Source organism: Lentzea indica (assembly GCF_012184385.1).
Taxonomy (GTDB): Bacteria; Actinomycetota; Actinomycetes; order Mycobacteriales; family Pseudonocardiaceae; genus Lentzea; species Lentzea indica.
In genome coordinates, this window is sequence record NZ_VSRL01000047.1 from 1 (window position 1) to 25,012 (window position 25,012).

The 25,012-nt window shown below is 67.2% G+C and carries 21 protein-coding genes and 5 pseudogenes; 15 read left to right on the plus strand and 11 right to left on the minus strand.

Translation table 11 applies throughout. The features are described 5' to 3' along the window. A pseudogene (locus FXN61_RS15675) lies at positions 1-182 on the plus strand (winged helix-turn-helix transcriptional regulator); the annotation flags it as partial. Positions 183-646: 464 nt separating this feature from the next. Here FXN61_RS15675 and FXN61_RS15680 read toward each other — a convergent pair. Further along, positions 647-1,489: a tetratricopeptide repeat protein gene (locus FXN61_RS15680; protein ID WP_167974580.1), complete on the minus strand. Its 843-nt coding sequence runs from the start codon at positions 1,487-1,489 to the stop codon at positions 647-649. A 141-nt stretch (positions 1,490-1,630) separates the two neighbouring features. Between FXN61_RS15680 and FXN61_RS15685 the strand changes: the two genes are divergently transcribed. Then, complete coding sequence (locus FXN61_RS15685) at positions 1,631-3,115, plus strand: ATP-binding protein (RefSeq protein ID WP_167974582.1); 1,485 nt, start codon at positions 1,631-1,633, stop codon at positions 3,113-3,115. A gap of 262 nt (positions 3,116-3,377) precedes the next feature. On the opposite strand, the pseudogene FXN61_RS52170 reads toward FXN61_RS15685, so the two are convergent. Continuing rightward, positions 3,378-3,621, minus strand: a pseudogene (locus FXN61_RS52170) (IS21 family transposase); the annotation flags it as partial. On the opposite strand from FXN61_RS52170, the gene FXN61_RS15690 reads away from it, so the two are divergent. Further along, entirely contained in the window at positions 3,587-3,898 is a 312-nt protein-coding gene (locus FXN61_RS15690) for a hypothetical protein (protein ID WP_167974584.1), read from the plus strand. The pseudogene FXN61_RS52170 and the gene FXN61_RS15690 sit on opposite strands and share 35 nt — an antisense overlap. Before the next feature lie 250 nt (positions 3,899-4,148). On the opposite strand, the gene FXN61_RS15695 is transcribed toward FXN61_RS15690, so the two are convergent. Then, positions 4,149-8,318, minus strand: coding sequence for a CHAT domain-containing protein (locus FXN61_RS15695; protein ID WP_167974586.1), 4,170 nt, complete (start codon positions 8,316-8,318; stop codon positions 4,149-4,151). 81 nt (positions 8,319-8,399) lie between these two features. On the opposite strand from FXN61_RS15695, the gene FXN61_RS15700 reads away from it, so the two are divergent. After that, entirely contained in the window at positions 8,400-8,834 is a 435-nt protein-coding gene (locus FXN61_RS15700) for a hypothetical protein (RefSeq protein ID WP_167974588.1), read from the plus strand. A gap of 78 nt (positions 8,835-8,912) precedes the next feature. Continuing rightward, on the plus strand, positions 8,913-9,503 hold the full coding sequence (locus tag FXN61_RS15705) for an SMI1/KNR4 family protein (protein ID WP_167974590.1): 591 nt from the start codon (positions 8,913-8,915) through the stop codon (positions 9,501-9,503). A gap of 145 nt (positions 9,504-9,648) precedes the next feature. On the opposite strand, the gene FXN61_RS15710 is transcribed toward FXN61_RS15705, so the two are convergent. Then, complete coding sequence (locus tag FXN61_RS15710; RefSeq protein ID WP_167974592.1) at positions 9,649-9,897, minus strand: hypothetical protein; 249 nt, start codon at positions 9,895-9,897, stop codon at positions 9,649-9,651. Between the two features lie 100 nt (positions 9,898-9,997). Between FXN61_RS15710 and FXN61_RS15715 the strand changes: the two genes are divergently transcribed. Continuing rightward, positions 9,998-11,188 carry a CHAT domain-containing protein gene (locus tag FXN61_RS15715; protein ID WP_167974594.1) on the plus strand — a complete coding sequence of 397 codons (1,191 nt, stop codon included), beginning with the start codon at positions 9,998-10,000 and terminating at the stop codon, positions 11,186-11,188. A gap of 20 nt (positions 11,189-11,208) precedes the next feature. Here FXN61_RS15715 and FXN61_RS15720 read toward each other — a convergent pair whose 3' ends face one another. Beyond that, entirely contained in the window at positions 11,209-12,081 is an 873-nt protein-coding gene (locus FXN61_RS15720) for a hypothetical protein (protein WP_167974596.1), read from the minus strand. 86 nt (positions 12,082-12,167) lie between these two features. On the opposite strand from FXN61_RS15720, the gene FXN61_RS15725 reads away from it, so the two are divergent. The 7 genes and pseudogenes from FXN61_RS15725 to FXN61_RS15755 all read left to right on the plus strand — a co-directional run bounded on the left by FXN61_RS15725 (position 12,168) and on the right by FXN61_RS15755 (position 18,470). Next, positions 12,168-12,743, plus strand: a complete 576-nt coding sequence (locus FXN61_RS15725; RefSeq protein ID WP_167974598.1) for a hypothetical protein — start codon at positions 12,168-12,170, stop codon at positions 12,741-12,743. A gap of 139 nt (positions 12,744-12,882) precedes the next feature. Further along, complete coding sequence (locus tag FXN61_RS15730) at positions 12,883-13,326, plus strand: hypothetical protein (RefSeq protein ID WP_188135101.1); 444 nt, start codon at positions 12,883-12,885, stop codon at positions 13,324-13,326. 17 nt (positions 13,327-13,343) lie between these two features. Further along, positions 13,344-15,062 carry a hypothetical protein gene (locus FXN61_RS15735; RefSeq protein ID WP_167974601.1) on the plus strand — a complete coding sequence of 573 codons (1,719 nt, stop codon included), beginning with the start codon at positions 13,344-13,346 and terminating at the stop codon, positions 15,060-15,062. Positions 15,063-15,064: 2 nt separating this feature from the next. After that, a complete protein-coding gene (locus tag FXN61_RS15740) occupies positions 15,065-15,217 on the plus strand; it encodes a hypothetical protein (RefSeq protein ID WP_167974603.1) in 153 nt (50 codons plus the stop codon). 4 nt (positions 15,218-15,221) lie between these two features. Further along, positions 15,222-15,629, plus strand: a complete 408-nt coding sequence (locus FXN61_RS15745; protein ID WP_167974605.1) for a hypothetical protein — start codon at positions 15,222-15,224, stop codon at positions 15,627-15,629. A gap of 119 nt (positions 15,630-15,748) precedes the next feature. Beyond that, positions 15,749-17,292 (plus strand): annotated as a pseudogene (locus FXN61_RS57105) (AAA family ATPase). 254 nt (positions 17,293-17,546) lie between these two features. Then, positions 17,547-18,470 carry an ABC transporter substrate-binding protein gene (locus tag FXN61_RS15755; RefSeq protein WP_312877765.1) on the plus strand — a complete coding sequence of 308 codons (924 nt, stop codon included), beginning with the start codon at positions 17,547-17,549 and terminating at the stop codon, positions 18,468-18,470. Positions 18,471-18,473: 3 nt separating this feature from the next. On the opposite strand, the gene FXN61_RS15760 is transcribed toward FXN61_RS15755, so the two are convergent. Then, positions 18,474-19,667 (minus strand): acyl-CoA dehydrogenase family protein, encoded by a 1,194-nt coding sequence (locus FXN61_RS15760; RefSeq protein ID WP_167974609.1) that lies wholly within the window; start codon positions 19,665-19,667, stop codon positions 18,474-18,476. Positions 19,668-19,774: 107 nt separating this feature from the next. On the opposite strand from FXN61_RS15760, the gene FXN61_RS15765 reads away from it, so the two are divergent. Beyond that, positions 19,775-20,350 (plus strand): hypothetical protein, encoded by a 576-nt coding sequence (locus tag FXN61_RS15765; RefSeq protein WP_167974611.1) that lies wholly within the window; start codon positions 19,775-19,777, stop codon positions 20,348-20,350. On the opposite strand, the gene FXN61_RS15770 is transcribed toward FXN61_RS15765, so the two are convergent. After that, on the minus strand, positions 20,256-20,738 hold the full coding sequence (locus tag FXN61_RS15770) for a hypothetical protein (protein WP_167974613.1): 483 nt from the start codon (positions 20,736-20,738) through the stop codon (positions 20,256-20,258). The two genes, FXN61_RS15765 and FXN61_RS15770, sit on opposite strands and share 95 nt — an antisense overlap. 183 nt (positions 20,739-20,921) lie before the next feature. On the opposite strand from FXN61_RS15770, the pseudogene FXN61_RS55365 reads away from it, so the two are divergent. After that, positions 20,922-21,091: pseudogene (locus tag FXN61_RS55365) on the plus strand (transposase); the annotation flags it as partial. A gap of 202 nt (positions 21,092-21,293) precedes the next feature. Here the strand turns inward: FXN61_RS55365 and FXN61_RS55370 are convergent. From FXN61_RS55370 to FXN61_RS15785, 4 genes and pseudogenes are all read right to left on the minus strand, one after another. After that, the gene (locus tag FXN61_RS55370; RefSeq protein WP_312877769.1) at positions 21,294-21,659 is read right to left on the minus strand and encodes a hypothetical protein; all 366 of its coding nucleotides are present in this window, start codon (positions 21,657-21,659) and stop codon (positions 21,294-21,296) included. Between the two features lie 98 nt (positions 21,660-21,757). Further along, positions 21,758-21,907 (minus strand): annotated as a pseudogene (locus FXN61_RS55375) (hypothetical protein); the annotation flags it as partial. A gap of 69 nt (positions 21,908-21,976) precedes the next feature. Further along, the gene (locus FXN61_RS50715; protein WP_223165459.1) at positions 21,977-22,210 is read right to left on the minus strand and encodes a transposase; all 234 of its coding nucleotides are present in this window, start codon (positions 22,208-22,210) and stop codon (positions 21,977-21,979) included. Between the two features lie 193 nt (positions 22,211-22,403). Further along, the gene (locus FXN61_RS15785; protein ID WP_223165457.1) at positions 22,404-24,482 is read right to left on the minus strand and encodes an NACHT domain-containing protein; all 2,079 of its coding nucleotides are present in this window, start codon (positions 24,480-24,482) and stop codon (positions 22,404-22,406) included. Positions 24,483-25,012: the final 530 nt, after the last annotated feature.

Consider the following 25,012-nt stretch of genomic DNA (forward strand, 5'->3'; position numbering starts at 1 on the left):
CGCGCTCCGGCTTCGAGGTCGGCCCGCACGACGGCCGCGACCTCGACGCCACCGTCCGCGCCGACCCCGCCTGCGTCCTCGGCCTTGCCGCCGGCGCGCTCACTCTCAGCGACGCCCACGCCCTCGGACTGGTCGAGATCGACGGCGACGAGTCCGTCGTCCGCACCGTCTTCGCCGCCTGACGGGCCCCGGACGGGCGCGGGTTTTCCTTGCCCCAACCCGGATCTGCCCCGAGTGACCAGCGCGCCCTCGGGAACGTGCCTTGAGCCCACGACATCCTCATCTCGGGCCATGACTGCGGTGCCGGGCCGAACGCGTGCCGGGCGGCCTGGACGGCCAGGGCGGTGACGGTGGCGTTGCCGCCGCCGATCACTGCAGCGGTGCAGATTTCAACGTCTCGAGGCCGGTGGGACCAACGTCCCTACCGGTGCTGTCTCCTCCACCAAGTTCCCCTTACCGCAGCACAAGGCAAACAGCCCACATCGGGACACATCGTGACCAAGCTCGTCGAACTCGCCCCGCCCATGGCACAACACCGACATGTCCTCAGACGTTCTCGTTGGACCTCCGCGTGGAGCGTGGCCTGCTGTGTAGAGCGAAGCCGAACTGCCAGCGCAGCATCGCCTCCGCAAGGTGCTCTCCTCGGTCACCTGGCAGGCCCGAGCCTGGCGAGGTTGAGTCGGAGCCGGGCGGCGTCAGACCCACGCAGCGCGGTGAAGAGCGGCAACGCCTCCTCCCAGACCTCCCGCGCCCGGTCGTGCTGCCCGGTCCGCTCGAAATGCGACCCCAGCTGGTCAAGGGCCCTTGCGTGACCGTAGGTGTTGCCGTGAGCCAGATGCAGCGCGATCGACCTCTCAAAAGCCGCCTCGGCCGCATCGGACAATCCGAGGTCCGAACAGGTCCGGCCGAGCTCGGCACGTGTCCACGCCTCGCCGTCGAGGTCGTCGATGGCGGTACGGATCTCAGCCGCACGCCGCAAGGCCGACAGTGAGTCGTCGAGCAGGCCGTCACGACGTTGCGCCGCACCAAGGTTGGTCAACGCCCAGGCCTCGGCATGACGGTCACCTACCTCCTGGGCGGCCGCCAGGCTTTCCGCGAAGAACTCGTACGCCTTGCCGAACCACCCGATGTAGACGTAAGACATCGCCACATTGCTCAGCACGATTCCCTCGAACCGCCGGTTCTTCAGAGCACGGAAGCCCTCGAGCGCCTCAAGGCCGTCATCGATGGCCTGGCCGTCGTTCTTCCAGAACCGCTGTGCGGCGCTGATCCCGAGGTGCATCAACGCGATTCCCTCCGCGCTACCGCATTCCCTTGCGGCAGTGAGACCGAGCGCGTGCGTCGAGTACTGCGCCGCGACGCGCTTGCTCAGATTGAAGAAGCCCTGCAGCGCGGCCGGCACCTGCCACACGAGATCGTGCATACCCAGCTCGTGCGCGTGCCGGAGGCAGACTTCGACGTTGGCGAGCTCGCGTGCACACCACTTCATAGCGTCTACGGTTGGCCTCGTTGGTGGCGGGGCGGGCTATGGCCCGCCTTGTGGCGCTTGCCGTGCCCTGGATCGTCACCGGGCGTCCTGTTGTTGCCATAGCGGGTCACAGAACGTCGCTCAGGCGGCACGCTGAGGAGCGTGAGCGTCGTCGCCCATCTGCTGCGGATCGCCGGGCCCGATCTGTATGCGCGCAGTCCGTTTCGGATCATGTGGCTGGAGACTCAGGCCGACATCGACCAGGCTGACTGGCGAAGGCTGGGGATACTGGCCGACATCGACCTGGCAGATTGGCCAAGGCTGGGGATATCGGCCGACATGCGCCCTCAGGGCAACGTGGTGGTGGGTTCGGATCTCTGGCTGCCGCCGCCGCGCGTGACGCGGCAACTCCTCGACCGAGCCATGTACGCGCTGAAGTCGTCCGACGAGCGTTTGGCCGAGGAGCTGTTCTGGTACTGGGACGAGGCTCATGGGTGTGGCTGTCCCTTTGTGGTCCACCTGTTGCACAACGAGGCGGTGCGCGCGCACGCCACCGTGCTGTACCTGGAGGGCCTGTGGCTGCTGCGGGGCGAGCGCCGTGAGGAGGTGTGGCGCCGTAAGGCGGCCCGTAAGGCGGCGTGGCGCGAGGCCGCAACGAAGTGGCGGGTGGCGCTTGCGCACGAGGGATTCTGGCACCACGTGCGGCGCCGTGCGGGCGACGCCGTCGATCTGGACGAACTGCGTGCCACCCTTCCGCGGGCGCTGCTCCAACCACAGGCCGAGCTGGCCGCACGGCGGAGGGACGTTGACCTGCTGGCGTTGCTCGACGAGTGGGACGTCGGCGAGGACATCCGGACCGAGGCCATACGGCGTGCGGCGACGCCGCGACTGGAGCGCGCCAGGGTGGCCTTGGCGGAAATCGTCCTGTACCGGGGTGCCGGGCCGTTACCGTCCGGCGACGAGGTCGGCGGCCTGGCGAAAACGCTGTGCTTCGTGGAGAAAGCCCTCCCGGACGAGCGTTCTCAGCGGACTGCGGAGATCCGGAGTCTGGTCAAGGACCTCTGCGCGTTGTGCGGGATCATGGTCGCAGCAACCGCGGACACGCGTGATCTGTGTTGGGCCTTGGAAGATGCCGCCCGATGGTTGAGGGCCGAGGAAGCCCGGCGTGGCGAGGTCTGGCGGGCAGCGCAGCGATCTCGTGTGACGCCGTGGTCGTATCGGCCTGACAGGACCGAGCGACTCGATCGAGTACAGCGGATGATCGCGGCCGGATCGTTCAGGAGTGCGACCCGCGAGCTGGAGGACTGGCGTGCCAACGCCACCACGAGCTCGGAACGCGAGGAGATCCGCAGACTGCTCGACGAAGTCGAGCGACGCAGAGCCCAGACCGAGGTCCAACCAGAGACCGGGCCCGCGCGCAGGCAAGCCTGGGCCGGATGGTGGAAGGCGGTGGCCGCGATCCTCATCGTACTGATGCTCGTGCTCCTGGTCGTGCTGCTGCTCTTACCTCGACGCGGTTCGGCCGGTGGCTACGAGTTGCCGGCGTCCGGGCGCAGGTGCCAGTCCATAATGGACTGGCGGAGCGGTGCGGCCGTCGGGAGTGACGCGCCGGGTGCCATCATGATGAACGGGGATCTGGACGCGTAATGGCTGATCTCGCGCGAAACGCTGCGGTGCTGAAGGCTTGTCAGGTGGACGAGCCTCATATCGGTGTGTCCGTCACGGTCTGTGCTAACTCGTTTCGGCAGCGATCAGCTTTCTGGCCGGCCAGACCTTGTGATGCTCAGCTCGGGCGCACCAGGTCACTGCAGGTCTTCCGGTTTGGACGGTCGACGAGGTGCTCAGCACCCTCGCCGCCACGGTGTCCCCGCTGCAGCTGGAACTCGTGGCACGGGTGGCCGCCCTGCCGGGCCTCCGCCCCGCCCTTGGACTGCGGATCGGCCGGGACACAGGGTCATCCCGTAGTGCCCGCCGACCTCGACGATCTCCGGATCGCACCGCCATCCCTGCGACGTGGTCGACCGACACGGTCTTCTCGTTGTCGATCAGCCCATAGGTCGGGACGCCGCCGATCCACCGCAACGTCGCGTCCAAACAGGACACGATCCTGGCAGAGTCTTGTCCCACACGGGAATCAACACCCGGAGCCGTGATCAGGCCAGCACGGACGAATGGCTCGTGGTTCTCGGCCGCCACAGCACGACGAGCCGGTTGCTCGTTTTCGACTCCGCCGATCTGGCATCGGGCCCGCGCTCCGTCATCCGGCTGCCGGTCAGTGTTCCGGTCGCAGCCCACACGATGTGGCAACCAGCCCCAATTCCTGCCCGCCGCCGGTACCGGCCCGGTTTGTCCACTGAGGACGGCGTGACGATCAAGCGCAGGCTGGAGAAGTCCGAAACGTCGCACTGGCAGCTGCGGTCGCGGCTGTGAGGTCCGCCTGCAAGCAGCTCGGCGAGCGCCATGTGCGGGGCGGTGATGGCCCGCCCGAGGGTGACTGGGAGTGCTCAGGACTGACCAAAGCGGCCTACGCCGCCCCAGGAATCCCCCTCCTGCGAGTCGCACGGTCAGCTCTTGCTGGGCTTGACCAACCCGTGTGAGTCGCTGTGCGGCGACCACAGGAGACGAACGCCATCTTCCAGCACATGGAGAACGAACCCGATCACGGCCACTATCAGGCCGGCTATGCGCCGCTGTGAATGAGTGCTGCCCACAGGTCGGGGCGGTCGGGATATTCGACGCGGAGGTCCTGGGTGACGGCGTGTAAGGCGAAGGCAGCACGGTCGGCTGTGGGCGTGGCTGGTAGCCGGTCGTAGAAGGCGGCTGCGGCGGTGGCGGCGATGTGGTCATTGAGCGGCCACAGGCTGGCGATGACGTGCCGGAACCCGGCAAGTTGGAAGGCGGACGCCAGGTGAAGGGCTTGGTCGGCAAACTGCCGACCGCTGCGCGCGGTGGAGCAGGCCGACAGATAGGCCAGTTCGGCGTGGGGCAATTGGAGACGGCTGATGTCCGGCACGCGCAGCGGGCCGTCGTGCAGGCTCAGTCCACTGTGGGAAGGGGCGGTGAGGTTGGCGCTGGCGTGGCATGCGAAATGAGCCCACGTGGCCTGAGATAACGCTGCGAGGACATGGCCGGTGGTGGCTGCATGGTCTACCAAGGGCGGGGTGTCGGAGTGATGAGCATGAAGAGTCGCGGCCTCGGCCGTGGTACCGGGTAGATCGGGCAGGCCGGGAGTCTGGGCAAGGGCAACGGTGAGCTGGCGGCGGGCGATGGCCGGCGGCTGCGCACGGGTGTGGGCCAGCGCCCGCAAGGTTGGGGTGTAGGAGGACACCACCCGGTCGAGGGCCCCGGGAACCCCAGGGTGACCGGCGGCGTGCAGCGGCAACAGGCCGAGCAGTCCCACGGGCATCCACCACACTCGCGGCAGTGTCTCGCCGGCCCCGGTCGTGGTTGGGAGGACGCCCAGGACGGGTTCGACGACGGCGTCCCACAGCCAGCCGAGGACGTTGGGGACGACGCGCTTGCGGCGCAGAACTCCGGAGATGGGGGAACCGTCATCGATGGCGTCCAGCAGTTCCCGGGTTTGAGAGTGCACGTCGTCGGCGGCGAGGCCGGGCAATCCGATGTGTACAGGCACGGCTTCGCTGGTAATGATGACGGCGTCGCCTCGGCGTGGGCCGGCATTGACGAGCACGACCGCCTCGCCTGCGGCGGGACGCAGGTCGGCGAAGCGCGGTGGCAGCTGAAATCGAGTGAAGGCGGGGTGCCGGCGAATCTGTGCGAGTAGCTCGTCGTGTTCGGCCCACAGCCGCTTGCGGTCGTCGATCTCCTTGATGGTGCCGCCGGTCGTGCTGTTGACGATGTCGGTGGACGCGGTGAGGCCATCGCGGACGCGGCGGAAACTGGTGGCCAGCTCAGGATGGGCTCGGTCGAGGTCGGTGAGGTCTGTTCGGGAGTCCATCTGGGCGGCGAGTGCGACACCACGGGCCAATTCGGCAGCCTCCACCGCAGTGACAGGATTGCCGAGCGCGCAGTGGACTGCTACCGCTTCCCCTGCCAGATCCCCGTGCACGGCGAGCCGGTGTTCCTGGTCCGCCAAGCCACTTTCCCAGGGTGCGACCAGCGGCACCATCGCCACCGCGGCGTCCAAGTGCGCCGCCGCGATGGTGTCCTCGTTCATCGCGTGCGCCAGCCGTCCCAGCGCGCTGGTGGCTTGCACCCGATACTGCGGTGAGGATCTTGTCTCCGCCGCAGTTTGCGCGGCCAGCGTAGCCAACGTCTCTCGGCCCACGCCCTGCCCGGATTGTTCGAACCGCAGGAGATAGGTGCCCACAAGATTGGACAGCCGCATCGCGCGGCGGGGGTGGTGCGTCGGCGTCTCGGTCACGGCCTGCTCGTTGTAGTCGATGGCGCGATCCAGGTCCGCCATCACCTTCGTCTGCGTGAACCGGGTCGTGTAGGCATTACCGAGGTTGGACAGGTATCCCGCGCGATCGAAATGGTCCGCCGGAGCCGCTGCCACGGCCTGTTCGCCGCATTCGATGACGCGGCCCAGGTCCGCCGGCGCACCCGTGCGCTCGAACCGTAAGAGGTAAACGATGCCGAGATTGGACAGTCCCATCGCGCGGTCAGGGTGGTCCGCCGGGGTCGCGTCCACGGCTCGTTCATTGCCGTCGATGGCGTGGTCCAGGTCCGTCAACACGCCCGTGCGCTGGAACCGGCGGAGGTAGGCGACGCTGAGATTGGTCAGGTAGCCCACGTGATTGTGGTGGTCTGCCGTGGCCACGGCCTGTTCGTCGCAGTCGATGGCGCGATCCAGGTCAGCCGAGACACCGGTGTGTTCGAAGCGCAGGAGATAACTGCTGCCGAGGTTCGCGAGCGGCACCGTGCGGTCGGGATGCTCGGTGGACGTGAGAGCCACGGCCTGTTCGCCGTAGTCGATGGCGCGGTCCAGGTCGGCCAACATACCGGTGTGTTCGAACCGGCCACGATATGCAAGGCTGAGGTTGGAAACGCTCATGCCGCGATCGGGATGGTCTGCCGGGGTCGCGGCCACAGCCTGTTCGCCGCGGTCGATCGCACGATCCACATCAGCCACCGCGCCCGCACGCCTGAACCGGGAATGGTAGGCGTAGCTAAGCGCGGACAAGGGAATCGCACGTTCGGGATGGCCGGTTGGGACAAGCTCCACGGCCTGTTCGCCGAGATCGATCCCACGATTAGCATCAGCCAGCGTATCCGTGCGTTCGAACCGCTGATGGTAGATCGTGCCGAGAGTGGTCAGTCGCATCGCGCGGTCGACTGGATCGGCGGCCGCGACGAGCACAGCTCGTTCGCCGTAGTCGATCGCACGAGCCACATCGTCCGCCGCGTCCGCGTGTTGGAAGCGGCGAAAGTAGGCGAGGGCGAGGTTGATCAGATTTCCGCCATGGCCGGGTTGGTCTGCATCGGTCGTCGTCACGGCTTGTTCGCCGTACTCGATTGCACGGTCCAGGTCCGCCTTCTCACTCGTGCGCTCGAACCGGAATCTGTAGGCGATGCAGAATCCGGCCAGTATCGAATGGTGTTCCGGATGGTGTGTGGGGACACGTTTCTCGGCCTGCTCGGCGAGTTCGATGGCACGGTTCAGATCCGCCAGAACGCCCACTCGTTCGAACCGCTGTTGGTAGACGAAACTGAGGGCGATCTGGCGCCCCGCGTGATGGGGATGTGTTGTCGGCGTCTCGGCCACTGCCCGTTCGCCGTAGTCGATGGCCCGGTCCAGGTCGGCGACCGCACCAACACGCTTGAACCGGGATCTGCAGGCGTCGCTGAGATCGGACAGGATCGACGAATGATCGGGGTGGCCCGAGGGAGTGGGTTCGAGAGCCTGCTCGGCGTGTTCGACGGCACGGTTCAGATCCGCCAACACGTTCGTGCGCTGAAACCGTCGTTGGTAGTTGGCGCCGAGCATGGACAGCATTCGGCCCCGGTCGGGGTGATCGGCGGGTATGGCGGAGGCGGCCCGTTCGCCGTAGTCGATGGCAAGGTCCAGGTGTGCCAGCGTCTGGGTGTGCCGATATCGCTCCTCGAAGGAGATGCCAAGGTTGGACAGCGTTCGGGCATGATCGGGATCGCCGACGGGAATGAGGTCCAAGGTTCGTTCGGCAAGATCGATGGCACGGTCCAGATCCGCCAGTACCCCCGTGCGCTGGAACCGTGTGCCATACCAAACGCCGAGCTGCGCCATTCTGCGGATCCAGCCGGGATGGGCTGTGGCCGTGGTGGCCACGACCTGTTCACCGAGGTCGATTACCTGGTCCAGGTCGGCCAGACTCCCGGTGCTTCCATAGCGTTGGTCATGGGCGACGCAAAGGTCCCACAGCACGTCGGCCCGGCCGGGATGAGTCGCGGGGGTGGTGGCCAGGGCGGTGCTCAACAGGATGACGGCAGTGTCGAGCAGCCGCAGATCGGATGTGCTTCTCGCCTCGTCGGCCAGGCCAAGAGCGAGGCCGACCTGCTTGCCGACATCGGCGGTCGGCCCGAGAAGTTGACGCAGCGGTTCGGGAATCGACGCCGGAGTGTTGGCAACGGGCGCGAGGAACACCACCGTATCAATGAAGGCGTGAACATTATCCGGTGTCGGTTGGGCGGTCCAGCGAAGGTGTGACAGCCATCCCAGCGCGTGGCGAGCCATCGCCAGACGCTGATCGTCCTCGGGGGTAGGGCGCTCGGGGTCGGACGGTTGGGCGGCCTGCCACAACCCGATGGCGTCCGTCGCGGCCGAATCCGCCACGATACCGTCAGCCTGGCCCAGACGCTGACAGTCCTCGACGCGTTGCCGTACTCGCCGCAGCAACTCATCGAATGACATGCCGAGTCTCCCCTGTGGTGATCCAGCCAACGGTTCCGCCGGATCTGATAATTACAGCATCGCTGTCAGCACGAGGTGTGTATGGACTTCGAACAGTTGCTACAGCGGGTCTACGGATACGTTGAGCGGTACGACGGCCCTGGTGACGCGGAGATCGTGCAGCTGCCTGACCTCACCTGGATGGACGTGCTCGTCCAGGCCGACGAATTACTCGAAACCCAGCTCGATACCGGTCACATCAGCGGACCGCTATACCGGCAACGGGTGGTCACCGAGATACCGGGCTGGTTGTGGGACACGATCGTCGAACCCGTTCTACGCGCCCTGCCGCCCGGCACGTCCCGTGTGTGGTGGCTGCCGACAGGGGCACAACTTCGGCCAACCCGTGTTGCCGGCCGTAGCCGGCACCTGCGTCCAGATGTTCTTGTCACCAAACGGCCACTGCCAACGTTGCTGGTGCCAGCTCAGTCACTGTCTGGTGCTGTGCGGCACGCGAACGCACGCTCATCACTCTGACGCGACCGGATCTGGCTTGACGTTGGGTCTCGTCCACCGTTGGTGGCGTGGCGGTCGTTTCGGCCGGGGTGTTGGTGGATGTTGGTCGAAGCGGAGGGCCCTGTGGTGGACGACAACGACGCTGCGGCGGTGGCCAGGGTTCGTGGCGTCTTCGAGGACGTCGTGGCCGGCGGTTTCCGTGCTGACATGGTCAAGGGAGCGTCCGACGAGGAGATCGATGCCTGGGCCGCGGCCCAGGGCGTGCGGATGGTTCCCGCCGCAGTACGGGAGATCCTGCGAATCATGGGCAAGCAGGGCGGTGCGTGGCTGCCAGGCACCACGTTCGGCGTCCGCATGGTGGATGCGGAGGTCAGGGAGCATGCCGGGTGGTGTGTGGACGAGGCCGACGAGCGCGGGATCCCGCACGGGATGCGGGACCCAGCAGACATGTTGGTGGTCACCGAGGGCGGCTCGTACGTCTACCTCGTGGTCGACGGCAGTGATCTGGACGAACCGGACCCGCCGATGTGGGTGTTGTACGAGTCGGGGAAGGTGACCAGGAGCAGTGACTCGGTGACCACCTGGTTCGCGAAAGTCGGCGAGCACGTCCTGGAGGCTCGGCACATGCTCGCCGACCGCCGGGCGCGTGGACACCCAGACCCACAGCGCGAGGCCACACATCGATGGTGACCAGCGCGACGCCGACTGCCATCGTGCCCTGACCGTGCGCTCATAGCGCCCGGCTCGTAGTCCGGCCCGGCACGACGTCCAGACGGCGACACACACTCAGGAACGCCTGTTGCGGCGCCGCAACGACCGTGGTGACCGTACCCGCTCACGGAAGCACGGCCTCGATCTGCTCGCACACGCCGCGTGGACCGTGCTGCAGCAGGCAGACGCCGGGCACGCGGTCGAGATGGCGCGCAACGCAACCAAGGTCGCGGACGAGCTGGTTTCCTGGTGTCTCGCCGACGACGCGATGGACGACCTCGTTCGGGTGGTGGACGCACGCAGGGGGTTGGTGCTCAAGGCAGCAGGCACCGGCCGCGCCATCACCCGCCACCTCGTCGACGCCGGGCACCACGACCTCGCGCGGAAGTGGGCGGAGGCGGGTGGCCAGGACGCCTCGCTCATCCCCGGCTCCGACGCGGCGGAGGACAGCTGGGGGCGGACTGCGGCGCGAGGTGGTACGGGTCCTGGACGAGGAACCACTCGCCCTCATCACCTCGCCATCGCTTGCGGAGATCAGGAAAGCGTTGCGGCAGCACGGTTCCGACGCATTGGTGTACCTGCTGCCGGGCAACGCGCGGTACGACGGTACGGTCGTGGTGGTGCCAGCAGACGCGGAACCGTACGCGATCCCGATGCGCCGGCTCGAGGTCGGCGAGGACTCCCTGGTCGCGCGGTACCAGAAGGCCTACGAGGCCTGGCACGAGGCGGAGTCGCGGACCGGGCCGGAGTTCCTGCGCTGGCGGGAGGAACTGCGAGAGATCTGCGCGTGGGCCTGGGAAGCCGCAGGCACGGAGCTGAAGGCCATCGCGGAGAAGATCGTGCTGGTACCGGTCGGAGCACTGGGCATGATCCCGTGGCATGCGGCCGGGCAGGACGGCAGTCACCTGGTCCAGGACGTCACGATCTCGTACACACCATCCGCGCGGATGTTCTGCGATGTGGTCGCACGCGACGAAGTCACCGCCGGCACGGCGGTGATCGTCGGCAATCCGGCCCGGGACCTGCTCGCCGGTGCCACCGAGGCTCTCGGCATCCGTGCCTCGTTCTACCCTGGCGGTCTCTTCCTCGGCAGTCACACGGCGATGCCGCGGAGGTGGCAGCCGGCGCAGGACGGTGCGGGCACGGCCGACGACGTGGTTCGGCTGCTCGCGGAACCGCTGCCGCTGCTGCACCTCGCCGGCCACGCCGTGGCGGACATGCGGGAACCGTTGCGGTCACAGGTGAACCTGGCCTCAGGGCCGCTGTCGGCGCGCACGCTGCTCGACATCAGCCCGATCGACGTCCTGCCGCTGGGACTGGTGAACCTCGCCTGTTGCACCACGAACGTGTCCGGTGTCGACTACGACGAGGCGCTCAGCCTCGCGACGACATTCCTCGCGATCGGCGCGCGGACTGTCGTCGGTGCGCTGTGGTGGGTGCTGTCCGGGCGCGCCACCGCGCACCTGATGTACATGTTCTACCACCGCCTCAACGAGGGGTTGCCGGCCGCGGAAGCGTTGCGCCAGACCCAGTTGTGGATGCTCGACCTCGGCCGCGTTCTCCCGGACACCATGCCGGAGGAGCTCAGGAGGATGGTTCCGGCGGACGGGTTCAGCGAGGAGCAGATCGAGTGCTGGGCCGGGTTCACGCCGCTGGTCCGATGAGCACCGTCCTCATCGGACAATCAGACGGTCGGTCCCGCCGAGGACACCAGGATGTAGACGACCTGCTGCATCTGCGTCCAGTCGGTGGCGTTCGAGGCGCCGTAGACGATGTAGTCCAGACCTGCTCGGCGCCAGTAACGCGCGAACGCGTGCCGTTGCACACCTTCTGCCGTGTACAGGAACTCCCACTCCACCACCTCGGCGCTGGACGACACGGTGGCCAGCTTGATCCGCTGGTACCCGGTCTTCACCCCGGACTCGTTGGCCGCGACGGCCTCGTAGAGCGGCCGAGCCTCGGAAGTGCTTGCGCCGTAGCGCACGACACTGCCCGGCGTAGCGGGATCGTCGGCCTGATGGTTGGTCGGCTGACTGCCCGCGGCGACCGTCCACGTCTGCGGGATCGAGACGAAAACCCCGTTCGGACCGGTCACCTTGCGGTAGCCCACCGGAGTGAAGGGAGAACTGGACACCGAAGTGGACGGACGAGTGGTCGTGTATCTCATCGGTGGCGTCGCGGTCGTGGTGAGGTGGTCATATCTATTCGACGTCGCAGGGACTGGCGCCCCGGCGACGTCCGGCTCGGCAGTGGATCGACTCTCGCCGCGCACGTAGCTCACGACCACCACGGCGGCGACGACCACGAACGACACGACCGCGGCCGCGACGATCGCCTTGCCCTCCATGGGTCTCCGCGCGACCTTCGGCGTCACGGACCCGCCGGTGAACTGCGTGGGCGCGTCCCCCGAGGGCTGTTCAGGCGGGGCCTCGTACATCCGTGCCGCCGGCGAACTGGGCGGTGCCGGTGTATCGGGCCCTGGCGCCGGTCCCCACAGCGGAACTCGCGACAGGCTCGCGTTCTCCCTTGTCACACCGGTGTTCTCGGCGTCGTCCATGCCGGTCCATCCTTCCCGAAGCCACATCCACCAGAAACAATCGCCACCACCTCGCGCGATGTTTCTCGCATGACGAGGAGAGCACGATGACCGGCGACCGTCCCGCAGCGGGAGATCTGACGGACCAGCGCGTCCCGGGCCGGGTGACGGTCGGCACCATCACCCGGATCGGCGTCGTCCGTCAGGAACCTCCCATGAGACGAAGCACGACTCTCGCCGCCTGGGGGTGCGCCGCGCTCACCGTCGCCGAGGTGGCGTTCAGCCCGGTGGTGGGCGGTGTGTCGTTGCTGGCCAAGGCCATTGTGGTCATCACAGTGGTCACGGCGGTGACGTTCGCTCTGCACCGCTGGGTGCCGAGACCCGGCGTGATCGACGTGCAGCCCTTCTGGGTCAAGGACGTGACCGGTACCGAACATCCATGTCGCGTCAGCGGTTCGTTGCCGCACGGCCTGCCTGCGGAGGGCACCGGTGTCGAGGTGTACGGCCGTGCGGACAAATCCGGATCGGTGCTGGTGCGAGAGCTGATCACCGATGACGGGCAAGCGTGCCGCCCCAGGTTGCCGCTACCGCACCGGATAGCGCGCGGTGCGCAGGTGCTCAACGTCGTTCTGTGGGCACTGGCCGCGCTGACCGTGGCGTGGCTGATGGTGTTCTCCCGTTGAACGTTGCTCCGGTCGAGTGACTGTTCGGCGGAAATACCCCCTGACGTAATGGTTTTTCAGCTGTGTTCGATGAGACCGGCATCGAACGCGTGACGTCCTCGATGGACATGAGGGAGCTGGTGGCGTGCCGAGGCCACTGATGAACAACAGATCCGACTCCGCCGCGCGGATCGGACGGACAACCGGATCGACCGCCAGAGCGGGGACGAAGGTGCTCGCCGAGCGTCGCTCGGCTCGTTATCTGCGCTCGCTGCAGGGACTCGACGCCTCCGGCAAGGTGGGCACGGTCGACGTCAGCGAGCTCGTCGACGCCGTGCACCGGGAGTTCGCCGACAAGTTCTGTGCGACGCCGCTTGGAATCGTCTCACGCTGCTACCTCGGCGCACCGTACGAAGTCCACACGCTCGCGATGGACGGCTCGATCATCTCGCACTACCGCACCGGGGAACCGCTGCCGCACGGCATGGATCGCGCGCGATCCCTCGCGGAGTCCGACCACTACCTCGCCATCGAGGTCTACCCGGACCGCCTGGTATGCGTCCGGCCCGACGGCTCGACCGTTCTCCTGGAGAATGACCAGTGAACACGACCAACGTATCCGTGACCGACCTCTCCAAGGTGGTCAGCACGCTGAACCAGGTGACACGGAACCAGCAGGCGCTCGGCGACCAGCAGGTCGTCCTGCACGACGCCATGTCGACCGTGCAACGCAACCAGGACAGCACCCAGCAGGAGCTCCTGGGCCTCAAGGCTCAGTTCGTCGAGTACGTCCGGCGGGACGAGCTGCGGCAGAACCTCCAGCTGGCCCAGGTTCAGATCCTGGAGGTGCGCGGGGAGCTCAACGACAAGTTCGGGAAGTTCGCCGAGGTGCGCGAGCTCGCCACCGGCACGTTGCAGGCACTCGACGCCGGCATCGTCTCGCAGGGCGCGATCCGCGACCTGTCCGAGGAGCTGATGCTGCGCACCCCCGGTTACTGGCTCACTCCCGCGCTCATCGCGATCGCCGCCTGGATCAGGGACGAACCGGAGCTCGCGACCAAGGCGATCGGCGAGGCGCTGCGCAGGGACAACGACAAGGCCTCGTTGTTCTTCGCCCTCGTGCTGCGCCGTCACCAGCGCGACCGGGCGACCGCCGCCTGGGTGCGGCAGTACGCGGCACGGCAGGACCCGGCGAAGCTGTCCCGGGAGTTCGTCGTCGTGCTGGACGCCGTGTCGACCGGCACGTTCGGACGCGAGGCGAAACCGATGCTGCTGGAGCAGATGTCCGAGTGGTACGGGCGACTGAGCCAGGAACAGGACACTGTGGACAGACAGGTCGACCGCTGGGCGAAGATGCTCGACACGATGCGCCGCCCGGTCGATCCGCGCTACCAGCTGCTGCCCGTGCTCAGCCCGACCTGGCCACAGCTCAAGGACATGCTCGAAGGCGCGACCGTGCACGGCGCGGCGGAGGAGATGCTGCGCGCCACGTTCGACGGCCCGGTGCCGCAGAGCCAAGATCTCCACGCTCGGGTGGACAACATCCTCGACGGGCTGGTGCGCGACTTCGACGCCGAGGAAGCCCCGTATCGCAAGAAGGAAGCCTGGCTGCAGGCCGTCGTGAACGCGAACGGCGACCACGACGTGGCGAACAAGGTGATGACCGCGGAAGACCCGCTGCACGAACAGACGGTCGACTTCCTCACGCTGCTCAGCAATGCCGCGCTGCACGGCGACCGGGCGGGCGCCTCCCCCGGCACCCAGCGGTTCACGCTGGCGCTGGCGCGCGACTGGCTGGTGCAGGGCGCGGGCAGGCTCGAAGCGGGCAACATCGCATCGATGCCGGCGCGCGTCGAACTGCGTGCCGAGGGCTGGACCGGATGGGTGGACGGCGCCACCGACGAGCAGCAGCTGGTCGGCTCGCTTTCCGAGCACATCGACCGGGAGACCGCGAAGGCCGTCAGCGAGGTGCGGATGAGCGGTGCCGCGCAGGCGGCCTCCGTCTTCGGCGGCCTGGCGCTGCTGGTCGCGTTCTTCTCGGCGGTCGGCGGAGCCGGCGGGTTCGCGTTGTTCCTTCTGTTCGTGGCGGCGGCGCTGGGCATGTGGGCCGCCTTCGACCTGCGAGCTCTCCCCGCTCGCCGGGCGGAGATCCGCCGCAAGGGTGACCAGCGCCGCGTCGCTGCCGTCGTACGGCTGCGCGGGGCCGTCGCCGAACTCGTGGACCTGCGCGGCGAGTGGCAGCGGGAGATCGCGAAGGCGCAGTCGCTGCGCACCTTCGCGGAAGGACTCACCGCGACCGCCTTCGTCGCCACCGCACCCGATCAGCTGCGAGGAGCCTGACCATGCCGGGTCCAGCCCACAGCCAGGACCAGACCACGAACCAGCCGGCGACCACTCCACGCCACGGTGTCGCCGAACGGGACATCGCGCTGGAGCTGCCCGAGTGGGACCTCCTGCCGCCCGCGGAGTTCCTCGACCGCCACCGGAGGCGGTGACCCGATGCGCCCCGCTCCCGGCCCGTACACGGACTGGCGCGCGTGGCTCGACGCGTTCGCCGAGGGAACCGACCTGCCCGCCGAGCACCTCGCGCCGATCGACGAGCAGATGGGCCCACACGTGCAGGAACGGTTGCTGCGGCACGTCTCCGATGCGTTCGCTCGACGGCAGCGCCGCTGGGCGGACGCGTTCCAGCGCGACCTCGGCACGCTCGCCGGAGATCCGGGGCGGGCGGTGCACGCCCTGGCGTCGGCGATGACGAGTGCCCGCACCGGCTCACGCCGTTGCACCGGCTCTGCGCGCTCCCCGCGATGCCGCCGGTGTTGCGCGACGAGCTCGCGTCCGCATTGGACGAGACGGTGCGGTCCTCGCAGCGCAGCCTTGAGGACTCGGTCCGGCACGCGCCGATAGAGCTGCAAGCGGTGGTGCGCGCGAACCGGCTGACGGCCGCGCTGACGCCGTCCCCTCCCCCGGCGCCGGGCAGGCAGAGCCCTGGCCGGCGAGTGATCATCTGAGCATCGGAGAACCACATGCCCAACGGAGCGGAGACCAAGGCCCGCGTCGAGTCGTACCTGCTCGCCCGGATCCCGTTCGTCTCCATCCGCACCGTCGAACGCGCCCGCGTGCTGGACGCACTCGGCGAACTGGCCCGCGAGAAGCAGCTCGACGTCCTCGTGCACACCCTCAGCCAGGGGTTGCGCGACCTGCGCACCAGGACCGTCATCAGCGAAGACAAGTCGTTGCTGGGCGCGCTCGACCTCGCCGGCGAGTGGTTCCAGTCGAGGTCGAACCTCACGATCGTCTTCACCGACGTGCAGCACCTCGCCGACGACAACGACGTGTCGCGGCGGTTCGCCGACCTGGCCACGCTCGCAGAGGAGCACGGCGGCTGCATCGTGATCATCACGTCCGACCCGGTCTGGAACACGCTGCAGCGCATGGGCATGTCGGTGCGGCTCGACCTCCCCGACTTCGACGAGATGCACCACGCGATCAAGGAGTTCCTCCGCCCGTACGCCACCGACATCCGCATCGAGTGGAGTCCGGCCGACTACGAGCAGGCGGCATCGATCCTCGCGGGCGTCACGAAGACCGAGGCGCTGAACATCCTCGCCACGTTCGTGGTGAAGAAGGAGATCACCAAAGCCGACCTGGTGGAGCTCAGCCGGGCCAAGGACTCGATCTTCAGCGAACTCTCCGGCATCGAACGCGTCATGCTGCGCCCAGGTGAGTACGAGGTCGGAGGCCTCACCGGGTTGCGGCAGTGGCTGGACCGCAAGCGCGACCTGCTCACCATGGACCTGCGCGACCGGGGCATCCGCGCTCCGCGCGGAGTGCTGCTGGTCGGCGTGCCGGGCTGCGGGAAGTCCCTGTCCGCCAAGACGATCGCGTCGGACTGGCAACTGCCCCTGTACCGGCTGGACATGGGGTCCGTGCTCGGCGCGTACGTCGCCAGTCGGAGAAACGCCTGCGCGAAGCGCTCGCGACCGCGGACACCGTGGCACCGTGCGTGCTGTGGATCGACGAGATCGAGAAGGGACTTGCCGGTTCCGGTACCGACTCGACCGGGGTGACCACGCGACTGGTCGGCCAGTTCCTCTACTGGCTGCAGGAATCGCGCGCGAGAGTGTTCGTCGTCGCCACGGCGAACGACGTTCGCTCACTGCCACAGGAACTGCTGCGCAGCGGCCGTTTCGACGACATGTTCTTCGTCGACCTGCCCGAGCCCGACGAACGGCGCGAGATCATCTCGATCTACCTGCGCAAGTACCTGCGGACGCCGGTCGAGCCTGACCTGGTTGACGAGTTGGTGAGGATCAGCGACGGGTTCGCCGGCTCCGACATCCAGTCGGCGGTGACCGAGATCTGCCACGAGGCGATCCGGATCGGCGACCACAACGTCAGCGAGGACTACTACCTGAGCTGCTTCCGCAACGTCATCCCACTGCTGCGGTCGGCGCCGGAGAAGGTCGAGGAGATCAGGCAGCTGCGGGACCGTGCCATCCCGGCGTCCGGCCGGAACCGTGCCACGGTCGACCATCCAGCTGCGGCCCGCCGGGTGGTGCTCGGCTGACACACCGTGGGTGCAGCCGTCGGCGCATCGCTCCACGCCCTTCGCACGCCACACCAAATCTGAGCGCGCGGGCCAAGACGTCTGGCACCACGTCCACGCGATCCCTGCTCGTGTTCACGCCTTGACCCGCTCTCACCGGAGTTGTTTGGATGACACCTCGGGGAGAGGAGCCGGCGATGCGGCCCATTCGTTCAGCGTGTCTTGCGATCCTTCTTCTTTCGGCGTCAGTCGCCTGCACGAGTGAGCCGGGAGCAGTGGGCACCACGACCAAGGTCACCTACCTCACGTCGTTCAGCACGTTCGGGCGCGACGCGTACGCCTATGTCGCGCAGGAGAAGGGTTTCTTCACCGGGGCCGGTCTCGACGTGACGATCAACCCCGGCAGCGGCACGGTGGACGTGCTCAAGCTGGTGGCCGCCGGACGGGCGCACTTCGGGGTCGCCGACGCCACCGGCACGATGATCACGCTGGCGAAGGAGAAAATGCCTGTGATCGCGGTCGCCGCGGTCCAGCAGCGCACCGTGGCGGCCATCATCGGGCTCGAAGGCGGCCGGATCGCGACGCCGGCGGACCTCATCGGCAAGAAGGTCGCCGACTCGCCCGGCTCGACGGTCAAGCTGATGTTCCCGTTGTACGCCAAGGCCGCAGGCATCGACCCCGGCAAGGTCGAGTTCGTGCCCTCAGCGCCGCCTGCGCTGCCGCAGTTGCTGGTCTCCGGGCAGGTGGACGCGATCGGCCAGTTCGTCGTCGGCAAGCCGCTGATCGAGGCGGCGGCGTCCGGACGCAAGGCGGTCGTCCTGCCCTACGGCGATCTCCTGCCGGACCTGTACGGCAACATGCTGGTCACGACGAGGGACCTGGCCGACCGGGACCCTGAACTGGTCCGGCGGTTCAGTGACGCGTTGCTCAAGGGGCTGCGGTACTCCATCGAGCATCCTGACGAGGCCGGCCAGATCCTCCGCAAGTACCAGCCCACGCAGAACTCCGACGTGGCTTCCGCCGAGATGCGACTGATGACCGGCTATTCCAGGCCGGACGGGTTCGGCGGCCCGCTCGGCGCGGTCGACGAGGGCCGGATCGGCACGATCATCCAGTTGCTCGAACAGGCACAGGCGATCCCGACAGGATCGCTGCGACCCGCCGATCTTGTGAACTTCGGGCTGGTGCCCAAGTCGTGACGCTCAGTGCGCCCCGGAGTCCTCTCCGGACACCAGCTCCAGGAACTCCCAACGGGCGTTCTGAGCCAGACCGGCCAACCACTTGCCGCAGTTCTGCAGCACCACCGGGCCGGATGTGATGTGCTGAGTGCCCGCGTTGAGATCGCGGTAGTACCGCTGCAGGTCGCCCCGGCGCATCGCGGCGGTGGCGGCCCACTGGTACACGGTCTGGCCGACGGACTGCACGGACCAGGTCGTGTTGTTGAGCATCAGCCGTGTCAGGGTTTCCTGCTCGGTGCTCAGTTTCTCGCCGCGGTCCAGCGTCGCCTCGTTGTCGGCCCAGACCTCCATGGCCCACGCGCGCGCCGCGCGGAACTTCGCCTCGGCCTGCGCGAACGCGGCATGGAAGTAGCCGGTGTCGACCGAGGCGTTGTGCGTACCCGTTTTGGTGGCTGCCAAGGCTTTCATCTCGTCGAGCATCCGCCGTCCGACGCCGAGCGCCCAGCCGGTGTGGCATATCCCGGACAGGTTCACCAAGCCGAGGCGGTAGTACGCGCCACCATGCAGGTTCTCTGTCGTGGTGGCGTCGTAAACGTGCGTCGCCGGAACGAACACGTCCTGGCACACGTAGTCGATGCTATGCGTCGCGCGGAGTCCCAGCACATCCCAGTTGTCGACCAGGGTCGCTTGTTCCTTGGGAAAAGTGAACACCAGCGGCCGGCCCGTCTCGGCGCAGAACGCGGCGGTGTGGATGTGGCTGGCCAGCGGGATTCCGGAGGCGAAGCTCCACTGCCCGCTGATCCGGTAGCCGCCGTCGACGCGCACCGCATCGCCCAGCCTCGTTCCCTGCCCGGCGATGGTGGCGTGCCGACCGGCGGGCACGTCCGGGTAAAGGTCCTCGACGGCCTCCCGGCCGAGGTAGGCGCCAGTGGAGCCGGTGACCATCTGCAGCGCCATGACCGACCAGCCCACGGACGCTTCGTGATACGACAGCCGCTCAATGGTCTGCACCACCTGCGACGGTGAGAACTCGTACCCGCCGAGCTCCTGGGGAATGCTGATCTTCACGACTTCCGTCGCGTCCAGTGCTCGCATCATCTCCTCGGTGGGCTGGCGCAACATCTCGCTCTTGTCCGCCTCACTACGCAGGATGGGCGCGACGTCCTCGATCCGGCGGGCAATGGTGTCGTATTCGGCACTGACATGCAGCTGTCCCATACGAAACCCCCCAAGATGCGACGCGACAACCCAGCATAGGGCGACGCGCAACCCGTTGTGATCGCCTCAGGAATCGCGCACTTTGAGCCAAGGAACCAAGTAGGTGCGTGCGAAGGCTCGCATTTCACGTTCGTTCTCTCGCCCACCGCAAGGTGATCCGTGCTCGCCTCAAGCTCTCGGACGAGCTCGTCCATGCCGTGAAACCAGTCGCGGCGGCAAGAGAGCTGGTCGTCGCCGGGTACCCGCTCTGGGCGACGTACTGGTTCGGCATCCTGACCCGACTGCTCACCACCAGGTTGAGCGCGGAGGATCTGGCCAAGTCGGATCCCGGTTTCGCCGGCGACCTGTTCGCCCTCTCCGACATCGCCTGCTCGGAGCTCGCCGAACCGGCTTGGCGCATGACGATCGAGGCCCTGTCGTCGATGCTGGCGCAGAGCGTGGGAAACCGCACCATCACACCTGATCACGCGCTGTTCCTGGTGTCGTTGCTGAAGGGGCGTGCGCGACGCGACCGCATGCCCGCCACAGCGGCCATGCTGCGCCTGTGGAGGCGATGCGCGGACCAACGGCTTCCCCACCCCGGACGCATCATTTCGGGAAGGGCACCCACGACTCGACCTGCGCGCAGGCGCCGAACCCGAAGTCTTTCGCCGGCGGGCCGACCGCGTCCGCCGCCTCCTTGACGATGGCCAACTGCATGGCCAGCACGAGGTCTTGACCCCGCCGCGCGTTGCGGTAAGAGGTCTCGAACTCCTGCAGCTCTCCGGCGTACTTGTCGAGCCTGCCCAGCCAGTCGTCCAACTTGTCCTTGCCCGACTCGGGCGCGGGCAGGCCTCGGACGTGGGTCGCCAGGTCCTTCACGAGCATGATGCGCTGCCGCAGCTTGTCCTCGTCGTCTTTGCCCACCGACTCGCCGAACGCCAGGTCGCCGGCGAACCGTTCGCCGATGACGCGGCACTTCTCATCCGCGCTCTCGATCAGCTCCTCCTTGGGCGAGGACGAGCACCCGCCGAGGGCGAGGAACGTGACGACGGCCGCGGCGATCATGCCGGTGCGGTGCTGTGCTGCCATGACGACATCGTGTCGCCGCACGGTGAACCGTCGGGGCGCGTGGCACCAACCTGTCATCACACCACCGGATCGTCGACCACGCCCGGCGGCCGCACGGCGGCGAGCAGTCTGCGCGTGTACTCGTGCCGCGGCCCACAGCAACACGAGGCCGGACTGTGCAGACCGCGCGATACTCGCCGCGTTGGTGCGCTGGGCAAGACAGGAACTGTCCGATCGGGGTCAGCGTGCATGCGGATGCGGTCATCGGCTGGGCGTCGGCCGCGCTGGACTGGCGGCTGTTCCTGCCGGAGTCGTGGGATCACGAGAAAGCCGCAGACAAGCGGGCCCAGGTGTTTCATCGAATGCGGTCGAGGATGCCAGCGACTGCCGCCTTGGCAGCCACGGCTGCACACAGAACGCGGAAAGCTCCCAGGGGGCCGGAACCCGAACTCCCCAGGAGCAGTCAGCCCTTCTTACGAGTGGATGGGCGCCACACCGCCAAGTCCTGGCTGCCGTTGCCGTCGTAGTCGGCCAGGACCGGCACGTCGCCCGCCTGTCCCCATTGGACGCTCACGATCACGCCGAACGTGCCGATGTAGTGCCATGTTCCGGTGGACGGGCGCCACACGGCCCGGCACCGGAACGTCGCCTGCCTGGCCCCACTGCTGGGTGAACTGGTTGCGCCACGAACCACTGGCCGGTGGACGGACGCCAGACCGCGACGTCGGTGATCTGGTCGCCGTTGTAGTCGCCGGGCACCGGGATGTCACCCTGCTGGCCCCACTGTGTCGTGCTGACGTTGCGCACGAACCACTGCCCCGTCGACGGGCGCCAGATGGTGGTGTCCGTGCGCTGGTCGTCGTTGTAGTCGCCGTCAGGGCCGCCGAACGTGTAGCGCGAGTTGAGCAACAGGTTCGGTGAACCCGCGCCCGCGTTGACCACGAGATCCTTTTGGACCCCGTGAACACCATCATGAACCAGACGGAGCTCGGCGCGGCGTTCCGGTTGCGTTGCAGGTACAGCGCGGCGACACCGACGGCGTGCGGTGCGGCCATCGACGTACCGCTGAGCACTCTGGTGGAGGTGTCGTTGGCGATCCCGAGCGACGTGATGTCATCGCCTGGGGCGAAGATGTCCAGGCAGCTGCCGAAATTGCTGCCCTGACCGCCCGGCCAGTCCGTCGGCCGCACGTCGTTGCGGTCGGTGGCTCCGACAGTGATCGCGTTCGGAGTCCGGGCAGGCGAGGTCGTGCACAGGCGTCACGGTTCGAGTTGCCTGCGGCGACCGTGTACGTGATGCCCGAGGCGATCGAGGCTTCGACGGCCGCGTCCAGTGACGGGCTGGCCGCGGATGCCGCACAGCACCTTACGGTCGTCCAGCTGCTTGCGTCCCGGATGGTCCGCACGACGTGGCACCACCGGCAACAGCGGCTCGATCCGCGCCCACAACTCGTCGGGCACGATCCAGGGAAGCTGCTCGCCCTCATCGGTCATATGTCGTGGCGTGCCCGGAGAATGCGGATCAGGTGGTCCTGGAGTCTGGCATGGCGGAATTGGTAGACCGCACCAGCCTGGCGCAACACGCCTCGCTGATACGCGTCGTCAAGGAAGGCAACGGCTGCCCAGGGCAGCCGCCCGGTCAGCGGCAACCATATGCGCGCGATTACTACCCACTGGCCCCACGCGGTCAAACTGAGACTGCCTCCGAACCAACCCCGAGTCCGACCACGAGCCCGAACACCAGTCCGTCCACGAATCTGGACCCGAGCCCGACCAGGAGACCGCCGCCTAGCCCTACCACCAAGCCGAACACGAGCAGCTGGACGACCACGGTCGTGCGGTTTGTGTTCAACAGGCCAATAGGGCTGACAGCAGATCTGATGTCGATCGGAGATTCAAGCGCCGCCATCAGCCCGAAACCGAGCCCGACCACGAGACCGAATACGAGCGAGGACACGAGCCCGCCGCCGGCGACCCCGCCCATGAGCTCCAACGCGAGCCCGCCGATGAGCTTGTCCATGAGCTCCAGTGCGAGTCCTCCACCGAGCCCGCCCGCGAGCGCGAGCATGAATCTGGGAACGAACCTCTCACGGATCGTCCCTGGCGCGTAGAGGATCTGCATTCGTACACGCGACGGCTCAAATGTCCGGTCCCCGAACTTGGTTATGCACCCGTGCGCGAGTCCGAAAGCCACCCCGACAACAAGCCCGTTCGCCAGTCCGAGTTTGAGCCCGTTCCCAGGCTCAAACCCGACCACGAGCCCTAACACAAGCCCATCCACAACCCCGAAGGCCAGCCCGGACGAGATCCAGGCCAGGAGTATGCGAGAAGCTCGGCGCGTGGTGTTGCCCAGTTGCCACCATGCGAGGTCGCGGGTGCCTAGTCTGTCCAGGTGTCTGGCGAGGTAGCTCAGCCACTGCTCGGCACGTTCGGGGTCCCAGCGGCGGTGACTTCCGGCGCGCCGACCGCCGGGTTTGTAGTGATAAGCGGCGGGGATGAAGTTGCCCAATAGATGATCTTCGAGGGCTTCGGCAGTGCGGAAACGGTTGGTATCAAGCATTACCGCAGGGTCGTGGTCCGGAGTGTCGCTGTAGACGATGCGGGCAAGGGCAACCATCAGCGGAGTGCTCAACACTGCGGAGAGATTGACACTGGACTCGCTCTGTGGGCGATCGCGAAGCTCGTCGAGGACGGGTTCCCACACTGTCGCGGAGGTGGTGCTGTCGCGGGCTTCCTTGCGGGTCGTGCGGGGCAGGTAGTTGACCAAGTCGGCCAAGGTGAGGTCGATCAACTCGATGCCTGCCGCAGAGGTCAGCACATCGGTCGCTGCCACGGCAGCGGCATACTCCGCAGGGCGGGTGGTCAACACCAGTGGCAGGGTGGTGGCGTTGAGCGCTTTCAGCGCCGCACGATGCAGCCCGTCGGCGATCTCGTCGAACCCGTCGAGTACAGGCAGGATCCGGTCAGCCTCGACCAACTCGGCCGCCAGCGAATGTCCGACAGGGCTGGTCGCGACCAGCCCTGGATAGTCACGCACCAACTGACGCGTCACCCACTCCCGCAGGGAGGTCTTAGTGGGATCCCACGATCCAAGGCTGAAGATCACCGGCACGGCGTCGGCGGGGCCACGAGTGTTCAGCAAATCCAGAACGAACCGTAGGGTCAAGATCGTTTTTCCCGATCCTGACCTGCCGAGCACCACCAGCCGCCCGGACGGTATCCGCCGGTATACCTCCACCAACCCATCCAGCTGTCCGCTCAGCGCAAGCGGTCTGGACGCGACTCCTGCCGGAACGCGAGAAATGTTGGCCCAGTGGTCTGTCAACGTCTCCGGTGCCGCGCGCCACCGCACGGGCAGTGGGAACGGATCCTGTACCTGCCGTTGTTCCTCCTCCCGCTGCCAACGGCTACCCACTGCCTGCGCAAGCTGATCAGCAGCCTCAGCCAACCTGTCCCGGAGAGCCAAACCCGAAGCGTCAGCGACGGGCAGGGTGATCGTCCCAGCTTGGACCACTGATCCGTACACGGTGCCGCTTATCTGGTTGTGTGTCGAGTGCCCACCCTGGGCCCGTCCGCGGGATCGCTGGCGACGCACTTCGATGACGACCGTTGCCACGATGAGCAGGATGACTACAAGCCAGACCCACGGCTGGTGCTCATCGGCTACGCCGCTGGTACCTGCCGCTGCGTCACCCACCAACACGAGCACTAAGATCACAAGTACCAGCACGACAACGGTGGCCGTGAGCAGCAACGGCGGCGTCACGCCCACGCTCCCTCAGCGCTGACCATTGTCTCCTGCACCCGTTTGGCAAGGTTCGTTGGGAGCATCAGGCGCCTCGATTCAGGCCGTCGACAACGCCCACCCCAGATGGCGCGACCGCGCTCGCGCGCTTCGACAACAGCTCCGGACTCACCGTGATCAGCTGGCCAGCATCGATGGGATGCCCAGGAGCGCACGTTCACCAACCAGGCCCTGCCCCACAACGTCGCGCCGAGGGCCAAGTCTCAGCCGAAAAGGTCACCATGGTTTGGTTCTCCGTGCCACGTATTGGGACTGCTGCGCCGCCAATCTTTGAGGCCGAACAGATCATCGTCGATCCGCCAAAAGCGTGAAGGACCTAGGAACGAGATCAGCTTCGACGACCGACCACCGCCAGATGAACGCCTTGCCGCCAGGGCACCTGTGACACACAGGCAGCACGCCTAACCTCAAGCTCGTGCCGAGCGTGCAAGAGCCTCGACGCCAACGTGGCACCAAGCGATCAACTCCGCGCCTGCCGGCGACCGCACGCT

What these genes read in the sequence shown, in the direction of transcription:
- FXN61_RS15720 (WP_167974596.1), bottom strand. Translation starts at nt 12,081, where the DNA reads ATGGACGACGCCGAGAACACCGGTGTGACAAGGGAGAACGCGAGCCTG.
- FXN61_RS15680 (WP_167974580.1), bottom strand. Translation starts at nt 1,489, where the DNA reads ATGAAGTGGTGTGCACGCGAGCTCGCCAACGTCGAAGTCTGCCTCCGG.
- FXN61_RS15725 (WP_167974598.1), top strand. Translation starts at nt 12,168, where the DNA reads ATGACCGGCGACCGTCCCGCAGCGGGAGATCTGACGGACCAGCGCGTC.
- FXN61_RS15770 (WP_167974613.1), bottom strand. Translation starts at nt 20,738, where the DNA reads ATGGCAGCACAGCACCGCACCGGCATGATCGCCGCGGCCGTCGTCACG.
- FXN61_RS50715 (WP_223165459.1), bottom strand. Translation starts at nt 22,210, where the DNA reads ATGACCGATGAGGGCGAGCAGCTTCCCTGGATCGTGCCCGACGAGTTG.
- FXN61_RS15695 (WP_167974586.1), bottom strand. Translation starts at nt 8,318, where the DNA reads ATGTCATTCGATGAGTTGCTGCGGCGAGTACGGCAACGCGTCGAGGAC.
- FXN61_RS15705 (WP_167974590.1), top strand. Translation starts at nt 8,913, where the DNA reads ATGTTGGTCGAAGCGGAGGGCCCTGTGGTGGACGACAACGACGCTGCG.
- FXN61_RS15760 (WP_167974609.1), bottom strand. Translation starts at nt 19,667, where the DNA reads ATGGGACAGCTGCATGTCAGTGCCGAATACGACACCATTGCCCGCCGG.
- FXN61_RS15740 (WP_167974603.1), top strand. Translation starts at nt 15,065, where the DNA reads ATGCCGGGTCCAGCCCACAGCCAGGACCAGACCACGAACCAGCCGGCG.
- FXN61_RS15700 (WP_167974588.1), top strand. Translation starts at nt 8,400, where the DNA reads ATGGACTTCGAACAGTTGCTACAGCGGGTCTACGGATACGTTGAGCGG.
- FXN61_RS15730 (WP_188135101.1), top strand. Translation starts at nt 12,883, where the DNA reads ATGAACAACAGATCCGACTCCGCCGCGCGGATCGGACGGACAACCGGA.
- FXN61_RS15745 (WP_167974605.1), top strand. Translation starts at nt 15,222, where the DNA reads ATGCGCCCCGCTCCCGGCCCGTACACGGACTGGCGCGCGTGGCTCGAC.